The organism is Streptomyces sp. ISL-43 (assembly GCF_018614195.1).
In the GTDB taxonomy this organism is placed as follows: domain Bacteria; phylum Actinomycetota; class Actinomycetes; order Streptomycetales; family Streptomycetaceae; genus Streptomyces.
The window spans coordinates 21123-39670 of sequence record NZ_JAGGOT010000085.1; the positions used below are offsets into that span (position 1 = coordinate 21123).

General features: G+C 68.4%; 20 protein-coding genes. 6 read left to right on the top strand and 14 right to left on the bottom strand.

Annotated features, from left to right (window positions below; genetic code table 11):
* Positions 1–3: 3 nt before the first annotated feature.
* The 9 genes from J7F03_RS36800 to J7F03_RS36840 all read right to left on the bottom strand — a co-directional run bounded on the left by J7F03_RS36800 (position 4) and on the right by J7F03_RS36840 (position 5878).
* Positions 4–315, bottom strand: coding sequence for an SCO5918 family protein (locus tag J7F03_RS36800; RefSeq protein ID WP_214957349.1), 312 nt, complete (start codon positions 313–315; stop codon positions 4–6).
* A gap of 47 nt (positions 316–362) precedes the next feature.
* Positions 363–767: a CBS domain-containing protein gene (locus J7F03_RS36805; RefSeq protein WP_214957350.1), complete on the bottom strand. Its 405-nt coding sequence runs from the start codon at positions 765–767 to the stop codon at positions 363–365.
* Positions 768–813: 46 nt separating this feature from the next.
* Positions 814–2328 (bottom strand): DEAD/DEAH box helicase, encoded by a 1515-nt coding sequence (locus tag J7F03_RS36810; protein ID WP_214957351.1) that lies wholly within the window; start codon positions 2326–2328, stop codon positions 814–816.
* A 301-nt stretch (positions 2329–2629) separates the two neighbouring features.
* Complete coding sequence (locus J7F03_RS36815; RefSeq protein WP_214957352.1) at positions 2630–2833, bottom strand: cold-shock protein; 204 nt, start codon at positions 2831–2833, stop codon at positions 2630–2632.
* 543 nt (positions 2834–3376) lie between these two features.
* Complete coding sequence (gene amaP, locus J7F03_RS36820; RefSeq protein ID WP_214957353.1) at positions 3377–3982, bottom strand: alkaline shock response membrane anchor protein AmaP; 606 nt, start codon at positions 3980–3982, stop codon at positions 3377–3379.
* Between the two features lie 45 nt (positions 3983–4027).
* Entirely contained in the window at positions 4028–4717 is a 690-nt protein-coding gene (locus J7F03_RS36825) for a DUF6286 domain-containing protein (protein ID WP_251073048.1), read from the bottom strand.
* Between the two features lie 33 nt (positions 4718–4750).
* Entirely contained in the window at positions 4751–5152 is a 402-nt protein-coding gene (locus J7F03_RS36830; protein ID WP_214957356.1) for an Asp23/Gls24 family envelope stress response protein, read from the bottom strand.
* Positions 5149–5328, bottom strand: a complete 180-nt coding sequence (locus tag J7F03_RS36835; RefSeq protein WP_214957358.1) for a DUF2273 domain-containing protein — start codon at positions 5326–5328, stop codon at positions 5149–5151. The genes J7F03_RS36830 and J7F03_RS36835 overlap by 4 nt, the downstream gene beginning before the upstream one ends.
* Before the next feature lie 64 nt (positions 5329–5392).
* Positions 5393–5878: an Asp23/Gls24 family envelope stress response protein gene (locus J7F03_RS36840; RefSeq protein ID WP_214957360.1), complete on the bottom strand. Its 486-nt coding sequence runs from the start codon at positions 5876–5878 to the stop codon at positions 5393–5395.
* A 270-nt stretch (positions 5879–6148) separates the two neighbouring features.
* On the opposite strand from J7F03_RS36840, the gene J7F03_RS36845 reads away from it, so the two are divergent.
* From J7F03_RS36845 to J7F03_RS36860, 4 genes are all read left to right on the top strand, one after another.
* Positions 6149–6700 carry an RNA polymerase sigma factor gene (locus J7F03_RS36845; RefSeq protein WP_214957362.1) on the top strand — a complete coding sequence of 184 codons (552 nt, stop codon included), beginning with the start codon at positions 6149–6151 and terminating at the stop codon, positions 6698–6700.
* Positions 6691–7368, top strand: a complete 678-nt coding sequence (locus J7F03_RS36850) for a hypothetical protein (protein ID WP_214957364.1) — start codon at positions 6691–6693, stop codon at positions 7366–7368. The genes J7F03_RS36845 and J7F03_RS36850 overlap by 10 nt, the downstream gene beginning before the upstream one ends.
* On the top strand, positions 7368–7727 hold the full coding sequence (locus J7F03_RS36855; RefSeq protein WP_214957381.1) for an Asp23/Gls24 family envelope stress response protein: 360 nt from the start codon (positions 7368–7370) through the stop codon (positions 7725–7727). The genes J7F03_RS36850 and J7F03_RS36855 overlap by 1 nt, the downstream gene beginning before the upstream one ends.
* A gap of 406 nt (positions 7728–8133) precedes the next feature.
* Positions 8134–10695 (top strand): hypothetical protein, encoded by a 2562-nt coding sequence (locus J7F03_RS36860; RefSeq protein WP_214957382.1) that lies wholly within the window; start codon positions 8134–8136, stop codon positions 10693–10695.
* Between the two features lie 554 nt (positions 10696–11249).
* Here J7F03_RS36860 and J7F03_RS36865 read toward each other — a convergent pair.
* A complete protein-coding gene (locus J7F03_RS36865) occupies positions 11250–12008 on the bottom strand; it encodes a hypothetical protein (RefSeq protein WP_214957383.1) in 759 nt (252 codons plus the stop codon).
* Between the two features lie 240 nt (positions 12009–12248).
* On the opposite strand from J7F03_RS36865, the gene J7F03_RS36870 reads away from it, so the two are divergent.
* Positions 12249–12512, top strand: coding sequence for a CopG family transcriptional regulator (locus tag J7F03_RS36870; protein ID WP_214957384.1), 264 nt, complete (start codon positions 12249–12251; stop codon positions 12510–12512).
* Positions 12509–12922 carry a PIN domain-containing protein gene (locus tag J7F03_RS36875; protein WP_214943176.1) on the top strand — a complete coding sequence of 138 codons (414 nt, stop codon included), beginning with the start codon at positions 12509–12511 and terminating at the stop codon, positions 12920–12922. Before J7F03_RS36870 ends, J7F03_RS36875 begins: the two co-directional genes overlap by 4 nt.
* Positions 12923–13161: 239 nt before the next feature.
* Here the strand turns inward: J7F03_RS36875 and J7F03_RS36880 are convergent, their stop codons facing one another.
* The 4 genes from J7F03_RS36880 to J7F03_RS36895 form a co-directional block, all read right to left on the bottom strand.
* On the bottom strand, positions 13162–13896 hold the full coding sequence (locus J7F03_RS36880; RefSeq protein ID WP_214957385.1) for a hypothetical protein: 735 nt from the start codon (positions 13894–13896) through the stop codon (positions 13162–13164).
* A gap of 329 nt (positions 13897–14225) precedes the next feature.
* Positions 14226–16160, bottom strand: a complete 1935-nt coding sequence (locus J7F03_RS36885) for a hypothetical protein (RefSeq protein ID WP_214957386.1) — start codon at positions 16158–16160, stop codon at positions 14226–14228.
* A complete protein-coding gene (locus J7F03_RS36890) occupies positions 16160–16927 on the bottom strand; it encodes a toll/interleukin-1 receptor domain-containing protein (RefSeq protein WP_214957387.1) in 768 nt (255 codons plus the stop codon). Before J7F03_RS36890 ends, J7F03_RS36885 begins: the two co-directional genes overlap by 1 nt.
* 108 nt (positions 16928–17035) lie before the next feature.
* Entirely contained in the window at positions 17036–18307 is a 1272-nt protein-coding gene (locus J7F03_RS36895) for a helix-turn-helix domain-containing protein (RefSeq protein WP_214957389.1), read from the bottom strand.
* Between the last annotated feature and the right edge of the window lie 241 nt (positions 18308–18548).

The window sequence follows — 18548 nt, forward strand, 5'->3', positions numbered from 1 at the left end:
CTGTCAGACGGTCACAGGGACGCCGAGCATCGCGGATGCCTGCTGGAGCGGGCTGAGTACACGCGTGGGCACGGCGGCCCGGGGAATACCGCGGCAGGTGAAGCCGAGCTGGGTCATGGCGCGGAGGACTTCGCCGGTGCTGAAGTCGCGGCGGTCCTGGCGGGTGATGACCTGACCGACCTGCTTGAGGGGGTAGGTACGGCGGCCGATGATCACGGACTCGCCGATGACCTGCTCCGGCTTGACGCCCTTCATCGACGCCAGGACGCCGGTCTTGGTCAGGTCGAACGGGAAGCGGGCGATGACACAGCGCATGAATGCCTCACGGGAAGAAGGGGACGGTCGTGTCGCGGTGAGGCGGTTCAGCGGGCAAGGGCGAGGACGCCCAGAGCGCTTCCCTGATCGTCGATGACGGGCAGGACAGCGAGCGTGCGGTAGCGCATCGCGTGCTGGGCCTCGGCCATCGTGGTCCTGGGCGAGGTGAACGGCCCGCGGTCGCCGAGAACAGCGCGCAGGCGGACCTGGTCCGTGTACGCGGCGCTGTCGTGGAGGGCGGCGAGCTGGGCTTGGGTGACCAGTCCGGTGCACTCGCCGTACTCGTCACAGACGAGCAGGTGCCCGGCGCGGGCGCTGGCCATGACGGCCATGGCCACTTCGACCGTCATGTCGTCGCATACCTGGGGGCCGGCCGCGTCCATGGCGTCGTTCACCGTGCGGGGCGCGGGGTTGGCGTGTGCCGGGTGGCGTTGCATCTGGACCAGCGTCAACACGTGCCTCCTGCAGAGGTGGGTCAGTTTCCGGATCACTGGGTTGTCAGGCCGCCGCGTCGAAGGCGGACTGCCGCAGGCTCATGCGCTGGGCAGCCGAAGCGGGCCTGCGGCGTCCGCGGGAGCTTGCGCTGCGCTTGGGCCGCTCGGAGACCGGCGCGGTGATGGTGACGGGGATGCCGGAGGGGGTCTGGGATCCGGTGATCCGGTTGAGTGCCTCTTCGCCGGAGCGGACCTGGGTGGTCTGGGGGACGATGCCGGCGGCGGCCATGAGGCGGGTCATGTCGCGGCGCTGGTTGGGGGTGACCAGGGTGACGACGCTGCCGGACTCGCCGGCGCGGGCGGTGCGGCCGCCGCGGTGGAGGTAGTCCTTGTGGTCGGTCGGCGGGTCGACGTTGACGACGAGGTCGAGGTTGTCGACGTGGATGCCGCGAGCCGCGACGTTCGTGGCGACCAGGACGGTGACGTGTCCGGTCTTGAATTGGGCCAGGGTGCGGGTCCGCTGGGGCTGGGACTTTCCGCCGTGCAGGGCGGCGGCGCGGACTCCGCTGTTGAGGAGGTCCTGGGTGAGGCGGTCCACGGCGTGCTTGGTGTCGAGGAACATGATCACGCGGCCGTCGCGGGCGGCGATCTCCGTCGTCGTGGCGTGCTTGTCGGCGCCGTGGACGTGCAGGACGTGGTGTTCCATCGTGGTGACCGCGCCCTGCGAGGGGTCCACGGAGTGGACGACGGGGTCGGTGAGGTAGCGGCGGACCAGGAGGTCGACGTTGCGGTCCAGGGTGGCGGAGAACAGCATGCGCTGGCCTTCGGGGCGGACCTGGTCCAGGAGTGCGGTGACCTGGGGCATGAAGCCCATGTCGGCCATCTGGTCGGCTTCGTCCAGGACGGTGATGGCGACCTGGTTGAGGCGGCAGTCACCGCGGTCGATGAGGTCCTTGAGGCGGCCGGGGGTCGCGACGACCATTTCGGCGCCGCCGCGCAGGGCACTGGCCTGGCGGCCGATGGGCATGCCGCCCACGACGGTCGCCGTGCGCAGGCCCAGGGCGCGGGCGTAGGGGGTGAGGGCCTCGGTGACCTGCTGGGCCAGTTCCCGGGTCGGCACCAGGATCAGGGCGAGGGGCTGGCGGGGCTCGGCGCGCTGTCCGGCGGTGCGGGCCAGCAGGGCCAGGCCGAAGGCCAGGGTCTTGCCGGAGCCGGTACGGCCACAGCCCAGGACATCACGGCCCGCGAGGGAGTTCGGGAGCGTCGCGGCCTGGATCGGGAACGGCACGGAGACGCCCTGCGTGCTCAGCGCGGCCAGCAGCTCGCCGGGCATGTCGAGATCGGCGAACGCCTCGACGGCGGGGAGCGCGGGGGTGATCGTCTTCGGCAGGGCGAACTCACCCTGGACCGCGGCGGGCCGGCGGCCGTAGCCACCCGAGCGGCTCGGGCCCCCGGAACGGCTCGGGGCGGACGACGAACCGAAGCGACTGCCCCGGGTCGAACCGGCTGCGGAGCCGAAAGCGGGGGCGCCGGTCCGGCGGGTGCGGGAAGAGCGGCTGTTCGTACGTGTGGGGTTCATTCAGAACCTTCCTCGACACGGCACGCATCGAGGAATTCCGTAGCGTAAGAGCAGCATGGGGAATCACAGGCACGGACCGAATGGAATGCGAAAGCGAACGTGGCGCACGGGAAATCCGTGTCGACGCAGGCGAAAAGGGGATGCGCGGAAGTGAATCCGGGGCATCGACGGGTACGGCTCCGAAGAGGAGGCTGCGTCCCTCGAGATGGTGTTCCGGCAGGAGAAATCACTGCGGAAATACATGTAGCTGGGGCCCGCACCCCGAGGGATGCGGGCCCCAGCTACAAGATGCGCGTCAGCGTCAGGCGGTGACGATGTTCTCGGCGGTCGGGCCCTTCTGGCCCTGCGCGATGTCGAAGGTGACCTTCTGGCCCTCCTGCAGCTCGCGGAAGCCCTGGGAGGCGATGTTCGAGTAGTGGGCGAACACGTCAGCGCCGCCACCGTCCTGCTCGATGAAGCCGAAACCCTTTTCCGCGTTGAACCACTTCACGGTGCCAGCAGTCATGCCATTTCTCCTTAGGGCAGTACACCGGCGTCCGTACCGTACGGACGCCGTGTCGCCGCGATGATGCCCTGCCCGGAAATGACCGGAAATACAAAGCGCTTCCGTGCGGCACATGGCCAGCAGGAGGCGCTTGAAGTTTTTTGGGTACCAAAACTGCAACTAGGATCGACAGTAGCACGCCGCGGCGGGTTATGTGCGTTGAATAACTTCCCCTGCCCGCAGCGATAGAAATGCTCCCCATCTTGACCGCTAAATCCTCGCGCCGCCGTGGCAGATATTAGTCGCGCCCCACCGCACTTTCAGGACGGAACTGCCCACCATCGCTCGGAGGAGAGGAGCGCTCGGGTGGCCCGATCGATGGACGGGCCCTGGCACACTCGGCAGTTCCCAAGGTGGGGCAGAGAGCAGGGCAAGTACTACGTGCCCTTCCACCGCCTCAGCAGAGACCGTCACGTCACTCAAATCGGGAGTTGCGCCGAAGACCGTACAGACCCGCGTCCGGGGCCTTCCTTCGGAGCGGTGAGCAGCGGTGGATTCGGGCTGCTACTCGGCGCGGTGGGGTTTGTGTGGGGCGACCTGTAGTCGGACCTGGGTGGGGAGTTGGGTCCAGCCGGTGGACTGGCGGGCGCGTTCCAGGGCGCCGTGGCGCAGGGCTTGCAGGATGGTGGCGGGCTCGCTGTCGGGGATGAGCGTGAGGGTGATGCGGACCTCGGGATGGTTGGGCTGGCCGGTCATGTGCACCCGTGCGTGCCGGACGCCGGGCAGTTGGCGGGCGTCGGCGGCGATCACGTCGCTGAGGGCGTGATCGCGCAGTTCTACACCCTCTGCCGGGGGTGTTCCTCCCATGGGCATGCGGCCTGGGCGGGTTCGGCGCAGTTGTGCGAGCAGCCACCACAGGGCGAGCAGGACGATGGCGGCCAAGGCAGCGATGGCTGCCGGCCACCACCAGCCCTGATCGGTCCAACGGGTGCGGTCTTCAGCGCTGAGCAGGACGGTGTGGGGGGTGGTCAGGGGCCAGCCGTCGGGTGGCGTCAGGTGCCAGCGCCGGTAGAGATCGAGGGCGCCGGCGAGGATGAGGATGCCTCCTGCGAGCAGGACGAGGCCGGTGAGAGCCAGCAGGATCCGGTTGGCCGCGGATTGCCTCATCATGGCCTTTCCGCCTCCCTTCTGGCCGGTTCGAGCGTTGCGGGCAGGTCAGTTGCGGGCCTGGCGTACGTGGAGGGTGATTCGGGGTGGGTGGACCAGGGCGAGCTGGTCGCGCAGCTCGCGCAGAGCTGCGGTGAGTTCGGTCTTGACCTCGCCGGGGTCGCGGAAGCGGATGTCCGCGCGGGCCGTGATCCGGTGCCGGCGCACCCGGATCCTGGCCCGGCTGACGCCGGGGACGCGCAGGGCGGCATCCCTCAGCAGGAGGGCGGCGGCGTCGCGGTCCAGTACGGCCCGCACCGGGTTCTGCCCGCCGGGGGTGTTCAGTGGCAGCTGGTGGCGCAGGCCGGGGGTCAGAGCCCAGGTGACCAGGAACAGGCCGAGGGTGGCGGTGAGGGCGGCGCCGGTGAGCATCCAGACGTCGTCCAGGGGACGGGTGGCCAGTTCGTGGGCGAGGCCGGTTCGCCAGGCGGCGGCGTGGTGGCCGGCCCGCACCATGACGATGTCGAACAGCAGGATTCCGGCGCCGGCCGCGATGGCGAGGGCGGTCAGCGCGGCGGGTATCCGGCGGGCGGACCACAGGCGGCGCGAGGGGCGTGCGCCATCGTCCGCTGTGCTGCTGTGCTGGGGCTGCGTGGCCTCTCGCGGTTGTTTGGCCAGCATCGCCACCGTCAGGGACGTCGCCGCCCGGATGGCGGCGGGCCGCCCCGTCTCAGCGGGAGGGTCTTGGTCCCGTGTCATGCCGGCTCTCCTTCCGTGGCCTGCTGGCCTGGTTCAGTGCACCCGTCTGTGCTCCAGGCCGCTGGAGGGAACCAGGTGCTGGATGGTCAAGGTGACCTCGGTGACGCGCAGGCCCGTCAGCTGGGCCACCCGCTCGCCGACATGGTTTTGCACCAGACGGGAGGCTTCAGCGATGTCGACCGGGTAGGGCAAGTCCAGGGACAGTTGCAGCCGGGCCGCTCCGCTGCTGACCGCGACCGTGGCGCGGGGCGGGGCGAGCCCCAGACGTGCGGGGGCCGTGCCCGTCCGGCCCGTCAGCGCCTCCCTTGCCGCGCGCGCCGCGATGCGGGCAACCACCTTGTCGGGGATCACGGTCGCGCCGCGCTCGGCAGCCGGTACAGGGAGCCGGGCTGCGTGTGCCGGTGTGTCGAGCGGAGGGACGGGCTGTGTGGTCACCGCCGCTCCCGGGGCCGGACGAAGTCGGATACGTCCAGGTCACCGTCCAGGACGCGGCCGACGACCATGCCTATCGCGCCCAGGGCCGCCACGAGGAGGAAGGCCCAGAAACCGCCGAAGTAGGCGGCGAAACCCAGGGCCATACCTGCCAGCAGGCCCACCGTCGCTCTGCTCATCGCACTCACCCGAATCTCATGCCGATCGGCTTCTCCCGGCCCGCTGCAAACCGCGGCAGGATGTTCACTTCACACGGTCCTCGGTGTCCTGCCGTTCTTCCTCCTCGTCGGGCAGGTGAACATCGTCGACGGCGATGTTCACCTCGACGACCTCCAGGCCCGTCATGCGTTCCAGGGCCGTGATGACGTTGGTGCGGACGTCGCCGGCGACCTGCACGATGGAGACGCCGTACTCGACGACCAGGTCGAGGTCCACGGCCGTCTGCCGCTCGCCCACCTCGACCTTCACCCCGCGCGTCACGCTGGGGCGTCCGCCGGGGACCCGGTCGCGGACGGCCCCGAAGGTCCGGGCCATCCCGGCGCCGAGGCTGTGGATGCCCGGCACCTCGCGGGCGGCCATCCCCGCGATCTTCTCCACCACGCTGTCGGCGATCGTGGTCCGCCCACGCGTCTCGGGCGCAGCCCCGGCGCCACTGCGGCCCTGCAGAGTCTTGCCTGCGGCGCCGGGACGGCTCTCACCTGCGGTAGGGCGGCTGAGTGTGTCTGACATGAGGACCTCCCGAGGATGCCCATGCGGGCGCCGGTGCGGTGCCCGTCGAAGGATTAGACACAGCGCGGCCGCATTCCTCACACCGTCCCCGTGAGGGACACCACATAGAATGTTGGGGTGTGCGCGGACGCCGATGCGACGGGTTCCCCGGCAGGAAGCGAGAAGTGGATGCGCGACCGGACCGGGCCCTCGCCCCCGCCGCCTGCGGACCGCCCGCACGAGTCTGCTCCGCCGGCGGTCACCGATGTGCCGGCCAGCCGGGAAACCAGCATGGACGACAGGCTGCTGGACGACAGGCTGCTGGCCGTACGGGCCTCCGAAGGGGATGACGACGCCTTCGCCGTCCTGGTCCGCCGGCACACCAGCCCTCTGCTCGCCCTCGCCCACCACCTCCTCGGCAACTGGCCCGATGCCGAGGACGCCGTCCAGGACGCCTTCCTCAGCGCCTGGCGACGACTGCCGCAGTTCCGCCACGGCGCCTCGTTCGGCACGTGGATGTACCGCATCGTCACCAACCGCTGCCTCAACATCCTGCGCCGCCGACCCCGTACTCTCCCCCTCGACACCGTCGCCGAGCCCGCCGCCCGCGATCCCGGCAGCTCACCACCGCGCGTGGCCGAGACGGACGCGGCCACCGCCGCACTGGCCAAGGCACTTCACGAACTCAACCCCGAGCAGCAAGTCTGCTGGATCCTGCGGGAACTGCACGGCCTGCACTACGAGGAGATCGCACACGTGACCGGGGCAAGCGAACAGACGGTGCGCGGCAGACTCTTTCGCGCACGGCACGCTCTGCAGGAGGCGATGCGACCATGGCGCTAGACGACCCGCGCCCCGACGCCAGCGGCGAGCCGCCGGCCGAAAGGGTCGAGCCGATCCGCACGGAGCCGTTGCCCGAAGCAGAACTGCTCGCCGGCGACGAGCTGCTGCCTTGCGGACGGCCACTCAGCCGCGCCTGGGAGCAGGCACGCGACGCCGACGAAACTCCAGACCCGCACGCCGCGCACTGCCCGCACTGCCGGCAGGCCGTCGAAGGGCTGGCCGCCCTGGATGAGGCCACCCGCGCCCTGCGTGCCACGGAACGCCCCAGCGGGCGCAGCCTCGCCGACCGGGTCATCAACGCGGTCCGGGCCGAGGTGCGAATCGGCGTGATGCTGCCGCTGGACGACCCCGCCCGCGACCTGCAGATCGCCGAGAGCGCCGCCGCGAAAGTACTGCGGCGCGCTGCCGACACCGTCCCCGGTGCGCGCGCTGCCAGTTGCCGCCTCACACCCACCGGCAACACCACCGCCGTCCACGTCGCCATGACCCTGGCCACCACCCTCGACCAACCGCTACCCGACCGGGCCGCCCGGGTACGCCGAGCCGTCCTTTACGCCGCACACCGCGAACTGGGCCTGGCCGTCACCGACGTCGACCTAGAGATCAACGCCGTCCTGGACCCCCTCGACACCACCGGCGGCGAGCTGGGCGAGCGGAGCGAACAGTGATGACCCCCGCAAAAGACCGGGACATCCACCAGGCCGCCGCCCGGGCAGCCCTCGACGTTCCCGGCGTGGCCGCACTCCAGCCCGGCCTCGCCGACCGCCTGGCCGGCGCGGCCTCCCGCGCACGCCACGCCACGGGCGGAGCCGGCACACTTCCCACCGAGGCGGGCATTCGGACCGAACGGACATCCGAAGGCTGCTGGCACGTAGAAGTACGCTGCGTCGTACACGAAGACCACCGCGTCCTGGACGTCGCCCAGCAAGTACGCGAACACGTCCGCGCCGCCGTCACTACCCTCCTTGGTCAGCACGGCACGCCCGCACCAGTTGCCGTCCTCGTAACGGTCATCCGAACCGAGTGACCAAAACACCGCATGACCCTCCGCCGGATTCGTTCACCGTCGAGCCCGGCGACAGCGACATGGAAGGCGGGACAAAGCGGTGGCCCCCGACATGGGGCGGTTTCTAAGGGCCGTCGCTGTGTCGGCCCTGCCCGCCCCGGGGATGCTTCAGGGGTGGCGCCTCACCATGTGCTCCCCGGCCGCCGTCTCACTTACGGCGCCCTGCCGGGCAGCTCCCCAGCTCACCCGCACGAGTGAGCTGGCCCCCGCTTCCATCGAGCGTGACCCTTTCGGCCATACGCGTTATCGGCCATGCTGGTGGGCTCTCGTATTCAACTGTCACCAGCTCCCGCCGGCGGCAGCCGGGAAGCCCCTGGTATGCGGATTCCTGGCGCCTGCGGTCGAGTCGGAGCATGCCGCTCTGTCGATGGCACGCACCCACCCAGGGCTGCTGCTCTTGCTTACCGAGGCGTACTACATCGAGAAGCCCCGCACTGATGACCCCTGGTATTCCAACCCCGATCCCTTGGACGAGGGCGTGCGCGGGCATACCAGGACTCTCGGCGTCTTCGGCCCGATGGCTGCCTGGGACTTCGGGCCGTTCTCCTGGCTCCTCAGAGCCAAGCCGATCGAGACCCTCCAAATGATTCACCGCCTACTCGACCACGCTGCCTCGACGCGGGTCGGGCGACGGGGGAAATCCTCATCCTTCGACGCCTACCCAGACGAGCCATTTCGAGGGGTGGAATTCGATCTTCCCGGCGGCGGTCGTCAACAGTACATCGGTGATGAGCATGTGTGGTCATGGTACCGAGGCACCAGCGTCGGCCCATACCCGTGCATGAGTGCGCTACTCTCCGTCGAGCTATTCGCCGACCACCTCGTCGACACGCTTGGTTTACCCATGAGTGAGGTCACCGAACTACTGATGCGGGGTTGTCGAAACCTGGCCATGCCCGGCCTCATCGTTGGCATGCTGGTGCGTCACCCGGATTCTGCCGGCACGGAACTCGGCCGTTGGCTGGCCCAACCAGAAATCTGGCATCTGGAATCCATTCGCGCTGCGGCTGAGTTCAATCCTCACGTTCAGGGAGCTGACTCAGCCGACACCGTTGGCCGCGATAGGCGACGTCTCACCTTCCTTCAGGTCGCTGAACAGACCACCGGCACAGCCCTTCTGACTGGAAACCTGGACCGCCTTACGGTCCTTCACAAGGTGGGAGACGAACTGCTGCGCCGCAGCAGTGACACCGTGTTCGGCAGCCGGGCCACCAGCGGCACTCTTTCGATGATCAAGGGGTGGGCAAGTCGGCTTTACGCACAGAACTATCACTTGGTCGAACTGGACGACGGCCGCACTGGCGTCCTGTACGTACCGCCCCCAGACGTCGTCACTGGGCTTGCTCCAGAAAATGCGGAACACGCACGGAACCAGCAGGCGATCCGGCTTCTCATGACGTATGCCAAAAACGAAGACAGGTCCGCCCCTCTCGAGACCCTCACCGCAGATCTGGACCTGGCCCGAGCCCTTGCTGCCGATCCGCCCGAGCAAGTATTGCCCCAGCCTATGGATCCCATGGCAGCGACCGCTGCGGCGGCCATGGTCGCCTACGCTAACGGCTTCATCGGCATCACCAAGGACGACATCGACTGGGCGGCTAACCTCCTGCTCGACATCGCGCTGTATCCACATGTGGACGAGTACGCCGTGATGTCGAGTCTGCACTCCATGGGCGCCGACCGCTCAGCCGCCATTGGTGTGCCACTTCTGCTACTGGAAACCTTCGATGCGGCACCCTTCGACCGCGAAAGCATCCAGCAGGCCCTGTTCCGCCTCTCGACCAGTCTGTTCGACGAAGTACGCTGCGCACTGCCCTTGGGCCTGGCCCGTGTCTGGTCGGCCCCTTGCGACGCCAATCCGGAGCCTGGTACAAGCCGATCGGCTCTGGCTCGCGCCTGGTCGGCTCTCCGCAGTACCGGTCCCAAACAAAACAGGTGCCGACACGAGATCGCCTGGACAGCAGTCGAGGCAAGTCTCAGAGACTGCCGGCTGGGGCCGTGGAACAAGCAACTGCAACGACGCCCCATCGAACCACTCAGCGGCCCACCTGCGAAGGCCCTCCGCGAGGTCGGGGCTGACCAGCTGCTGGTAAACCGGCTGACTGCGCCAATCATGGCAGCAACTGACGCCGCACATTCGGAAAGCTGTGTCGCCTCCCGTGCACGGCACCTTCTCGACACACTATGGGAAGCCCATCGCAAAGGTGCAGCCCACTGGGCCATGAAGGGGTACAGCCAGGCTACCTTCCGAGAATGCCATCGCCGTGTCATCCGCGTATTGATGGATACTGCAGCCGAAGGTAACTCCTCCCCCCTGAAAGGCCACCTTCGAGAATTCGCGTCCAACGCACCGGCACTGGCTCAGCTCCTTCACAACCTGTCATTGCTGTGCACTTACGACGCAGAGCTACGTCGCGCCCTGCCTAACGTATGGCCCACTGTCATGCAGACCGTATTGGATGCGATCGAATCCGGCGCCGACCCGCGCAAGCACCCATATCAAGGCAAGAAGGCAGTAGCCGCCCTTATCCCACATCCCACACCTGATATGGCAGACACAGACCCCTCGGTCTCCTTGAACACAGCCAGAGGCGCGTGGATTAACCCCGAGACCCTGGGGCCACTCATCGCACGTTGGATGAATGTCGCGCACACTACTCCCGAGTCAGTCGACGCCCTCATCGGCTTGATCGAGACTGCACCCCGATCCTGGCAAGCGACCACCGGACTGCAGTGGGTCAACGATCTGGTCAGCGACCGATACAAAGCCGTCGCTTCACGGTCCTGGAGACTCCCAGGATGGCTGGAAATCCTGCGTGCCTCATCGGAGCTGCAACCATCGGGTAGGGCTTTGATCCAGCGCCTAATCGACGGACTAGTCACCAACGGTGACACCCGCGCGGTGAAACTCCAGCGCCTGGACGAATGACATACCGAATGATGTAGCCCTTCCCACCAAACGGCCCAGGTAACCGTGTTCTCCAGAACGCCGAGGAGTCGGCATCTTTCGTATACTCGTGCAGCAATCGCTCGATGCGCTGGTTGGCGATCGATTGACGGCCGTACAAGCACTTGGCATAGCGGGTCAGGAGCACCTCGACGCTGTCGCCGGCGCGGTTGGCGACCTCGGTCGGGTCGACTCCAGCGTTCAGCCAGGTGGACAGGGCGGAGTGGCGAAGGTCGTAGGGGCGGGCCGCGAGGGGTGAGCCCACAAGTTCAGGCGGTAGGGCTAGCTCGCGGGCTTCGTGCCAGGCCCGGTCGTAGGTGCTGGAGGCGACGATGCCACCGCGTTCGTTGAAGAACAGCCGCCCGTCGCCCGCGGTGCCGAACGTATCGATGTGTTCCCGCCACAGAGCACCAACTGCGGCGGTAGCGGCACCAGACGCGTGTCTCCGGCTGGCCGGTTCTTCAATCCGCGCTCGTCGTGAACTCGTCCGGTGTCAGTCCACCTTGTGCCCGCCTGCGGCAGGGTGCGGTGCAGCGTCACCTGACCCCAGCCCTCAGCAGGCAGGGCACAGTCAGGCAGGGCCACCGCAACCGCTTCAGCGGGGCGTAGTACATGCTGGCGAACAAGCCAGCCAGCCGTCGCCCGCGTGCCCGCTTGTAGCCGCCCACGTAGGAGACGGCACAGAGCAGGGAGCGGGCCTGAGTGGGGTTGGCGACGACCCGCGGATCGACCTGCTGAACCGTCTCGGCCACGTGCCAATTGATGGGAGCGAGCGGGTCGCTGCGGAGCTTGCCTTGCTCGATCGCGTAGCGCACGGCGTTGACGAGGATCTTATGCTTGTGTCGCTGCGTTTCGGCGGCTGCCACTGTGCCGTCCCTCTTGAGGCGCAGGGATTCCAGCACAGCTCTCATCACGGCCGGATCCAGCAAATCCACTAGCGGGCGTGAAGCACCTTCTACCCAACGCAAGGCCAGGCGGGCGTCGGCTGGCATCCCACGAGGCTTCGACCTGGGCACGACGAACGCGCAGTCCCGTAGAGCTCGCCGCAGCAACTGGTCATCCGGGCGTCCCCCGATGTCGCGGAGCATCGCCTGCGTGATCGCGCACAGCGCGTCGTTGGTCTCGTCCCGAGTCTTCGCCGCGATCAGTGGCCAGCGCATGTCAAGGTATTCGAGCGCGAAGGTGTACCAACTCAGGGTCGTTGCGCGTCTGCGGGGCGAGCCATGCGTTCTGCTCGAAGGGGCCTGTTCCTCGCCGCCGAGTTCCCGGAGTGCTGCGATCAGAGCGGAGCTCACATGGTCAGCCAGTGACCGGGCAGCCACCGCTCGAGGTGCATGCAGGGCCATGCCAGGCGGCCGCGCGGTCACAGCCGTCCCGGTGCGGTACCTCCTCGGAACGCCATGTATCTAACGTGGCGCATTCCTCATGCCGTCCACCACCCTTCTGAGCAGGTGAACGCGTCGAGCTCTCGCGACCATGTCACAGCGCCTCGGGAACCCAGGCGAGCCGGGAGGATGAGGAGTAGGATAGATAGCATGAGCGAGCCTACCGGGAAGTACTCGATCACCATGCCGCGCGACATCGCGGAGGCTGCCCGTGCCCGCAGCGGGCACTCCGGGCTGTCTGCTTATGTCGCCGCCGCCGTCGCCCGCCAGATCGAACGCGACAACCTCAACGAGGTCATCCAGGTTGCCGAAGCCGAACACGGGCCCATCACCGACGAAGAACTCCAGGCCCTGCGGGACCAGCTCCACCAGGCCCGGCATCAGCAGACTCACAGCGGGGCGGATGCGGCGTGACACGCTCCCCCACCATCCCCGGCGGCACCCTCGTCCTCGACAGCGAGGGGCTGGCCAAGGCCGTCCTGCGCGACCGGACCGTCACTGCCTGGCTAGCACTCGCCCGGGCCGATGACCTACGGGTCATCACATCCGCGGCCACCCTTGTGGAAGTGGTGCACCCCAGAATCAACCGTCCGGCCCTGGAGTGGACCCTCTCCCGCCTCGTCGTCGAACCGGTCACCGAGCCGATCGCCCGCCACGCCGCGGCCCTCCTCGCCGACGCCGGCCTTCACGGCCACAAGTACGCCATCGACGCCATGCTCAGCGCTACCGCCCTCGACTCACCCGGCCCCGTCACCGTGCTCACCTCCGACCCGGAAGACCTCACCGCGCTGTGCGGCGGTCGGGTCACCGTCATCAAGATCTGACACTTCACATTCCAGGACATCCAGCACATTTCCAAGTTGTGGGACATGCGCGGGACGGCAAGCCTGACAACTCATCAGCTATGCGTCTGACATGGGCAAATACCCGGGTACTGTCCGGCCTCCGGAGCCGTGTGCGCAGGTTCGAATCCTGCCGGGGGCACTTCGCAGGAAGTGCCCAAAGACCCCGCCATCAGCGAGTTCGCTGAGACGGGGTCTTCGCGTATGCGCAGCCAACATCACTAGGGAGTGCCGGATTCGGTGGCCCAGGGGGTCGACGTGGCGTTGGCATGGTCGGGGGCGTCCGGTGGGGGTGCCGGAGTCGTGTCCTCGGTGGTGGCGTCCGTCCAGAGGCGGCTGCGGATGCGCTCGGCGTCTTCCCCACGGCCGGCTGCCGACAGGAACTGTGCGAGCCGGTGCAGGAACACCGAGCGCTCGGCGGAGGGCTCGGCCAGACCGAGGCCTTCCAGGAGGGCTGCCACACAGGCCACCACGCCCAGGGGTTCGTCCTGGGGGTGGTTCCGGGCCAGGCCGTCGTCCGCCCAGGGCGCGGAGCCGGGCTCCGGCCGCCCCTCGACCAAGTGCCGGAACAGCTCCGCCACCTCTGTGTTGTTCGACGCGGCGGAGAGCTGGGCCAGGGGCCCGAGGAGGTCAACGGCCCGCTCGATGTCGTCGTCGTGGCGTGCGAGCCACCACACAGCGGCGCTTCCCGGAGTCTGCAGGATCTCGTCCGCGAGATACTTCCGCTTACTCCTCTCGTACTGGCGTTCCTGCTCCCAGGTGTCCTCCTCCTTCCGGAGGCCCGCGAGCTTGCGCAACCGGTCGCGATCCTCAGGGGCGAGGGCCAGGGTCACGTCCGTGACCATCACGACCAGCGTGGCCGTGTCGTCCAGGGCATGGGAACCCAGCTGTTCCTCCAGCAGGTACTGAACAGACCCGTATCGGTCGGGGTGTTCCCGGCGGGTGAACTCCTGCACCCTTCTGATCACGCTCGCTGCCGCGAGCCCGCCGCGGTTGCCATGGGGGACATCGCCCTCTGTCCCCGCGGGTCGCCACCACACTGACGCCGAGAACAGGAAGTCATAGTCCGGCAGTCTGCTGGGCACGGCCACCCTGTCCAGGCACATCTCCTGGAACGGGGCCTCGGCCGGCCGTTGGGGCTCGGTAGCCACCGCGGCCCGGGCAGCGTCCGCGTGACGCGCACGGGCACGGGCACGCAGGCGGGCACGTTCGGCCCGCTTCGTGAGGATGAGGCCGATTGCGGCGGCGAGGGCTGTCCCGAGGAAAATCCAGGGCATGGAGGTGTTCACTGGGTGCCTCCTGAACCAGAGGATGCGAAGACCTCATCCGGTGCGAGGCCCTGGGCCTCGTCGATCTGCTGCCAGAGCCAGGTCGCGGTGGGCTTCCGTTCCGGTCTGTCGCCTGCCCAGTCGCAGGTGATCGCGTAGAGCTGGTTGCTGTGGCGGTCGCTGCCCGCGGCGGCTCCCACCAGGACGCCGAGCGCGCGCTCCCACCGCACGCCGGGGATGAGCGCGACTGCGTTCAGCCAGCCGCGGGCGAGCGGCGACCAGTCGTCCGGCCTGCTGTGGTCCATGGCCTCGCGCCATACGTCGGTCAGTTCCCGCCACGGCAGGTCCGAAGGCAGAGCGGTCTGCGGGAGCAGTTCGAGGAGCAGTCCGAGGTTGCGCAGCGAGCGGGGGCCTACGTGCATCGAGATCCGGCTGATCAGGAACCGCCGGAGTCGCGCGTCGGCCGATACCAGTTCGAGAAGCGCGGTACGGGCGTCCGCGCCGCCACGCTGATGGGCCAGGTGGTGGAGCCGGACGATCGCCTGGTGGGGGTGGGTCACGGACATCCCGGCCCGGCAGACCTCGGTCAGTACCTGGAAGAGGCCGCGGGGAAGTTCGGCCTCCGTGGCCCAAGTACGGATCTGCTGCCGGATCGCCCTGCCTTGACGCTCGTCGCCGAGCCCCAGTTCCAGGGCGGCCGTCGCTTCCCCGAGCAGCGAGGGCGTGGTGGTCCCGGCCCACCGCGCGGCCACGTTCAGGAGGTCGTCGGGGCGGCCCGTCCCGAGGACCTGCTCCGTGAACCGCGCGACGAGGACTGCCCGGTCGTCACGGGTGAGGTCGTCGAGACTCATGGTCTGTTCGACCCAACTGCTGAGCGGACCTCGTAGGGCGGGGAAGTGCAGCCAGAAGTGCCTGCGAATCGCCGCGTCGTACTCCAGGTGCTCGAAAGCGATCAGCCCCTGCCGGTCCCTGCGGATACCCAGGGACGTCAGCTGGTCGAGCAGGTCGCGCTCGGCGAGGCCGGGTGTGGTCTCGCCACCGTGCCCGAGTTTCACCAGCAGGCCGTTGCTGCTGTGGAAGACCGCGTCCGCCGAGGCGCCGTGCAACATTGCGGCGGCCAGCAGCAGTCCGCGTTCCTCGGCGGTCTTGAGAGCGGCGACCTGCTGGGCCGCCTCGGCCGCCCTGTCGGTGACGGCCGCGAGCGCTTCCTGGCACCAAGAGTCGAACTCCGTGCCGTGGCGGCCGCTGTCCCTGGCCCGCCCGACCATCTCGCAGAAGCGTGCGAGCTCACGCATCGGGGCATCGGCGATGAACGCCGCCAGTGCCGCGTCGCGCAGTTGCTCCACATCGCATTCGATTCCGGCCACCCGAAGGGCGAGGCACACCACCGCCGTGGCACGGGGGCGCTCCAACGGGACCACCAGGGAGGCGAACTGGTGGTCCAGGATGTGGTCCAGCCCAGTGGGCAGCACGACGACGAGCCGGGCCTCGGCCTGCTCGACGGCTGCTCGGTGGAGTGCGAGGGTCCTTTGGGCCTCGGAGTAATGGTCGTAGGAGGTGCCGGAGAGGTCGAGGAGGAACCGGTCACGAGGGCCCGCGTCCAGGCGGTTCTCGGGTTCGTCTGCCGTCAGCTCTTCGAAGCGGCCTTCCTCCCCTGCTTCGGGGTCCGTCGCCTCGTGGAGAAGCATGGTCGCGGCAGCGCTCCGGCCGATGCCCGACGGCCCCTGGAGCAAGACGACTGCCCCGGGGGCTTCAAGCCTGCGGGCCGCCTCTCCGTAGTTGCCCGGGTGGACGAAGCTTCGGCGCAGTCGTGCACGCCGTTCCCGCACGATGTACAGACGGTCCCGGCCTTCCCCGGGCGGCGGAAAGCCCAAGTAGACGTTCTGCGGTCCGGACCCGTGGTGGGACGGGCCCGTGCCTCCGAAGACGTAGCTGCGGGAATCTCCCGGCATCACTCGTCGTCCTTACGGCGCTCCGCGCGGTCGATGTACTGGCGCATGCCACCGGAGTTGTCGCCGGCCACGTAGTTCACGCCCATGCCGTCACCGGAGAAGGACGGGGCGGTGTGCTGGGCCCCGGAACCGGTGTGCACCGGTCCGCTCGCCCCGTTCACGAACGTCCCGAGGTCCCCATTGAGATTGCCGATGCCTCCGCGCTGGCGGTGGCGGACGTCCCGGACCTGCATGCGCGCGGAGTGGGCTCGTTCCTGTACCTGTTCCGTGGCGGTCGCCGGCGGCGTCTTGTCCGCGGCTGCCAGTTGGGGAACCAGGTCGGCCAGATCGTCGCCGAGGCGCCTCAGGTCGCCTTCCGCGTTGCGGTGGTCGAGCCTGCGGTACTGACGGTCTGCCAGCCTCTCCAGCTCGCGGGGCAGTATGGTCCGGTCGAGCCGCGTCGCACGGCCGACCAGTACCGGGACCACGTGGGCGCCGCTCTCGAAGGCTTCCAGGATCTCGCGGCGAGTCCAGTCCTCGGGGTCCTGGAGGGCAGGCCGGCCGTCCCGGGTGAGGGCCTCGGCCCACCGGGAGCCGATCACGACGAGCAGGACCCTGCTGTGGCGCACGGCCGTGAGCAGCTCCTGGGGAAATGGCTGTCCGGGGCGGATGGACTTGCTGGCGCGAAAGACCCGGTCGCTCCCGAAACGGTTGGAGAGCTCGCGTTCGATGAGGGTCGCGGTCGCTTCCTCGTCTCCCGTACGGTAATTGACAAAGATTTCGGGCATGGCGGATTCCTTACCTTGCGTCAAGGGTGCGAACTGGGGTTCAAGGTTGAAGACAGGGGCCGTACGGGACCTGTTGAGGACCACCTGTTCGGTGGCGGATATTCCGGTTCAGATCCGGGCGGGCTTCAGGGCCCAGGCCAATGCGGGTTGCAGGTCGCGCACGGCGCGATTGACTCGAAAGCGACCCAGCTCGTCGGCGAGACGCCGAATATCGGCGCGTACGGTTGACGAGGGGGTGGCGACGCTGACGTCGAGCAGTTCCCGGGCGATGGCGCAGGAGTGTTCGATCTCGCCGGCCGCGGCATGGGCGAGGGCCCGGCGGAATCCGTATCTTGCCCGCGTTCTCAGCGCATTCGGCGGGACCTTGAGGAACTCCCGGTCCAGTACCTGAGCAGCTTCGCGCGGGCTACCGAGATCGTGCAGACACCAGCCCGTGACCATGGCCGCCGGGTCCGCCAGATTCGTCGTCCCGATGACGGGGCCGGGCTCGGCCTCCACGGCAGCGGAGGCGAAGCAGCGGCGGGCGCGCTCCAGGGCCCGCATGCAGGCGAGTTCGTCACCGGCGAGGGCGTATCCCTGAGCTTCCCGCTGGGCGGCCAGGCCTCGAATCCTGGGCGGCACGCTCCCGTTCGACTGCGCTTGAACCGAGAGCCCGATCGTAGCGGCCGCGTCGCCTCCGTAGAAGGTGACGAGCGCGCGCCGGACCAAGGCGTACGAGGCTAGGTGCTGGTCCCCGCCCGCCTGGGCGAGCAGTACGCCGTCCGCGGTCCATGAAAGCGCGGCCCGGGTGTTGCCCGCCTCCTGGGCCATCCATCCGGCGAACTCGGCGAAGCGCGAGGCGAGGAGCAGCAGCGGAAGCCGGTTGTGCGGCTCCTCCCTGGAGACCAGTCCTACGACTGCCCGCGTCTGGGACTCCAGTACGGGCAACAGTGCGGCCGGGTCGGAGCACTGGCCGAGCCGGCGTGACCGGTCGAGCTGCGTGGCGAGTGCGTCGAGCAGGGCGGTACCCGCGGGGGCCATCGCACTACCCGGCCTCTTCAGGGTCCTGCCGAGAAAGGACTTGGCGCCCGATTCGAGGATTTCCCGCCGGTCGAGCTCCCAGTGGCGTGCACCCGGCTCGGAAGGGTCATGGGGGCCTTCGTCCGTACCCGGCCGCCGCCCCGGCAAAAGGGGTTCGGCCAGTTTCCGCAGCGCGCCACCAGCCCCGAGGAATCGGTCGACCCGGTAGATCAGTTCGACCGACGGCTGCCCCCTTCCGCGTTCCACCTTGCTGAGATAGCCCTTGGTGTAGTTCACGGCCAGGGCCAATTCGGCGAGCGTGTACCCGGCCCGGTGTCGTAATCGGCGCAGCTCTGGACCCAATTCCGGCGAGGTGCCCATCGGAGCTCAACTCCCTAAATACAAATCGCCCTTGGAGTTCGATTCAGAGGCGAGTGTGGCACGCGCTCCGCGATCGCGGGTGTGATCCAGAAGGTTTCCTGTCGCCGGAACAGAAGGTGACGTTCCGGCCATCCCTCCGCCACCCTCCGTGCTCTTCTCGCGTTCGGATCGCACGCGCGACCGAATCACGGGTCACATCGCGCCGGTGGTCCGTACGAGGGGGCGGGGCGGGGTCTGTGGG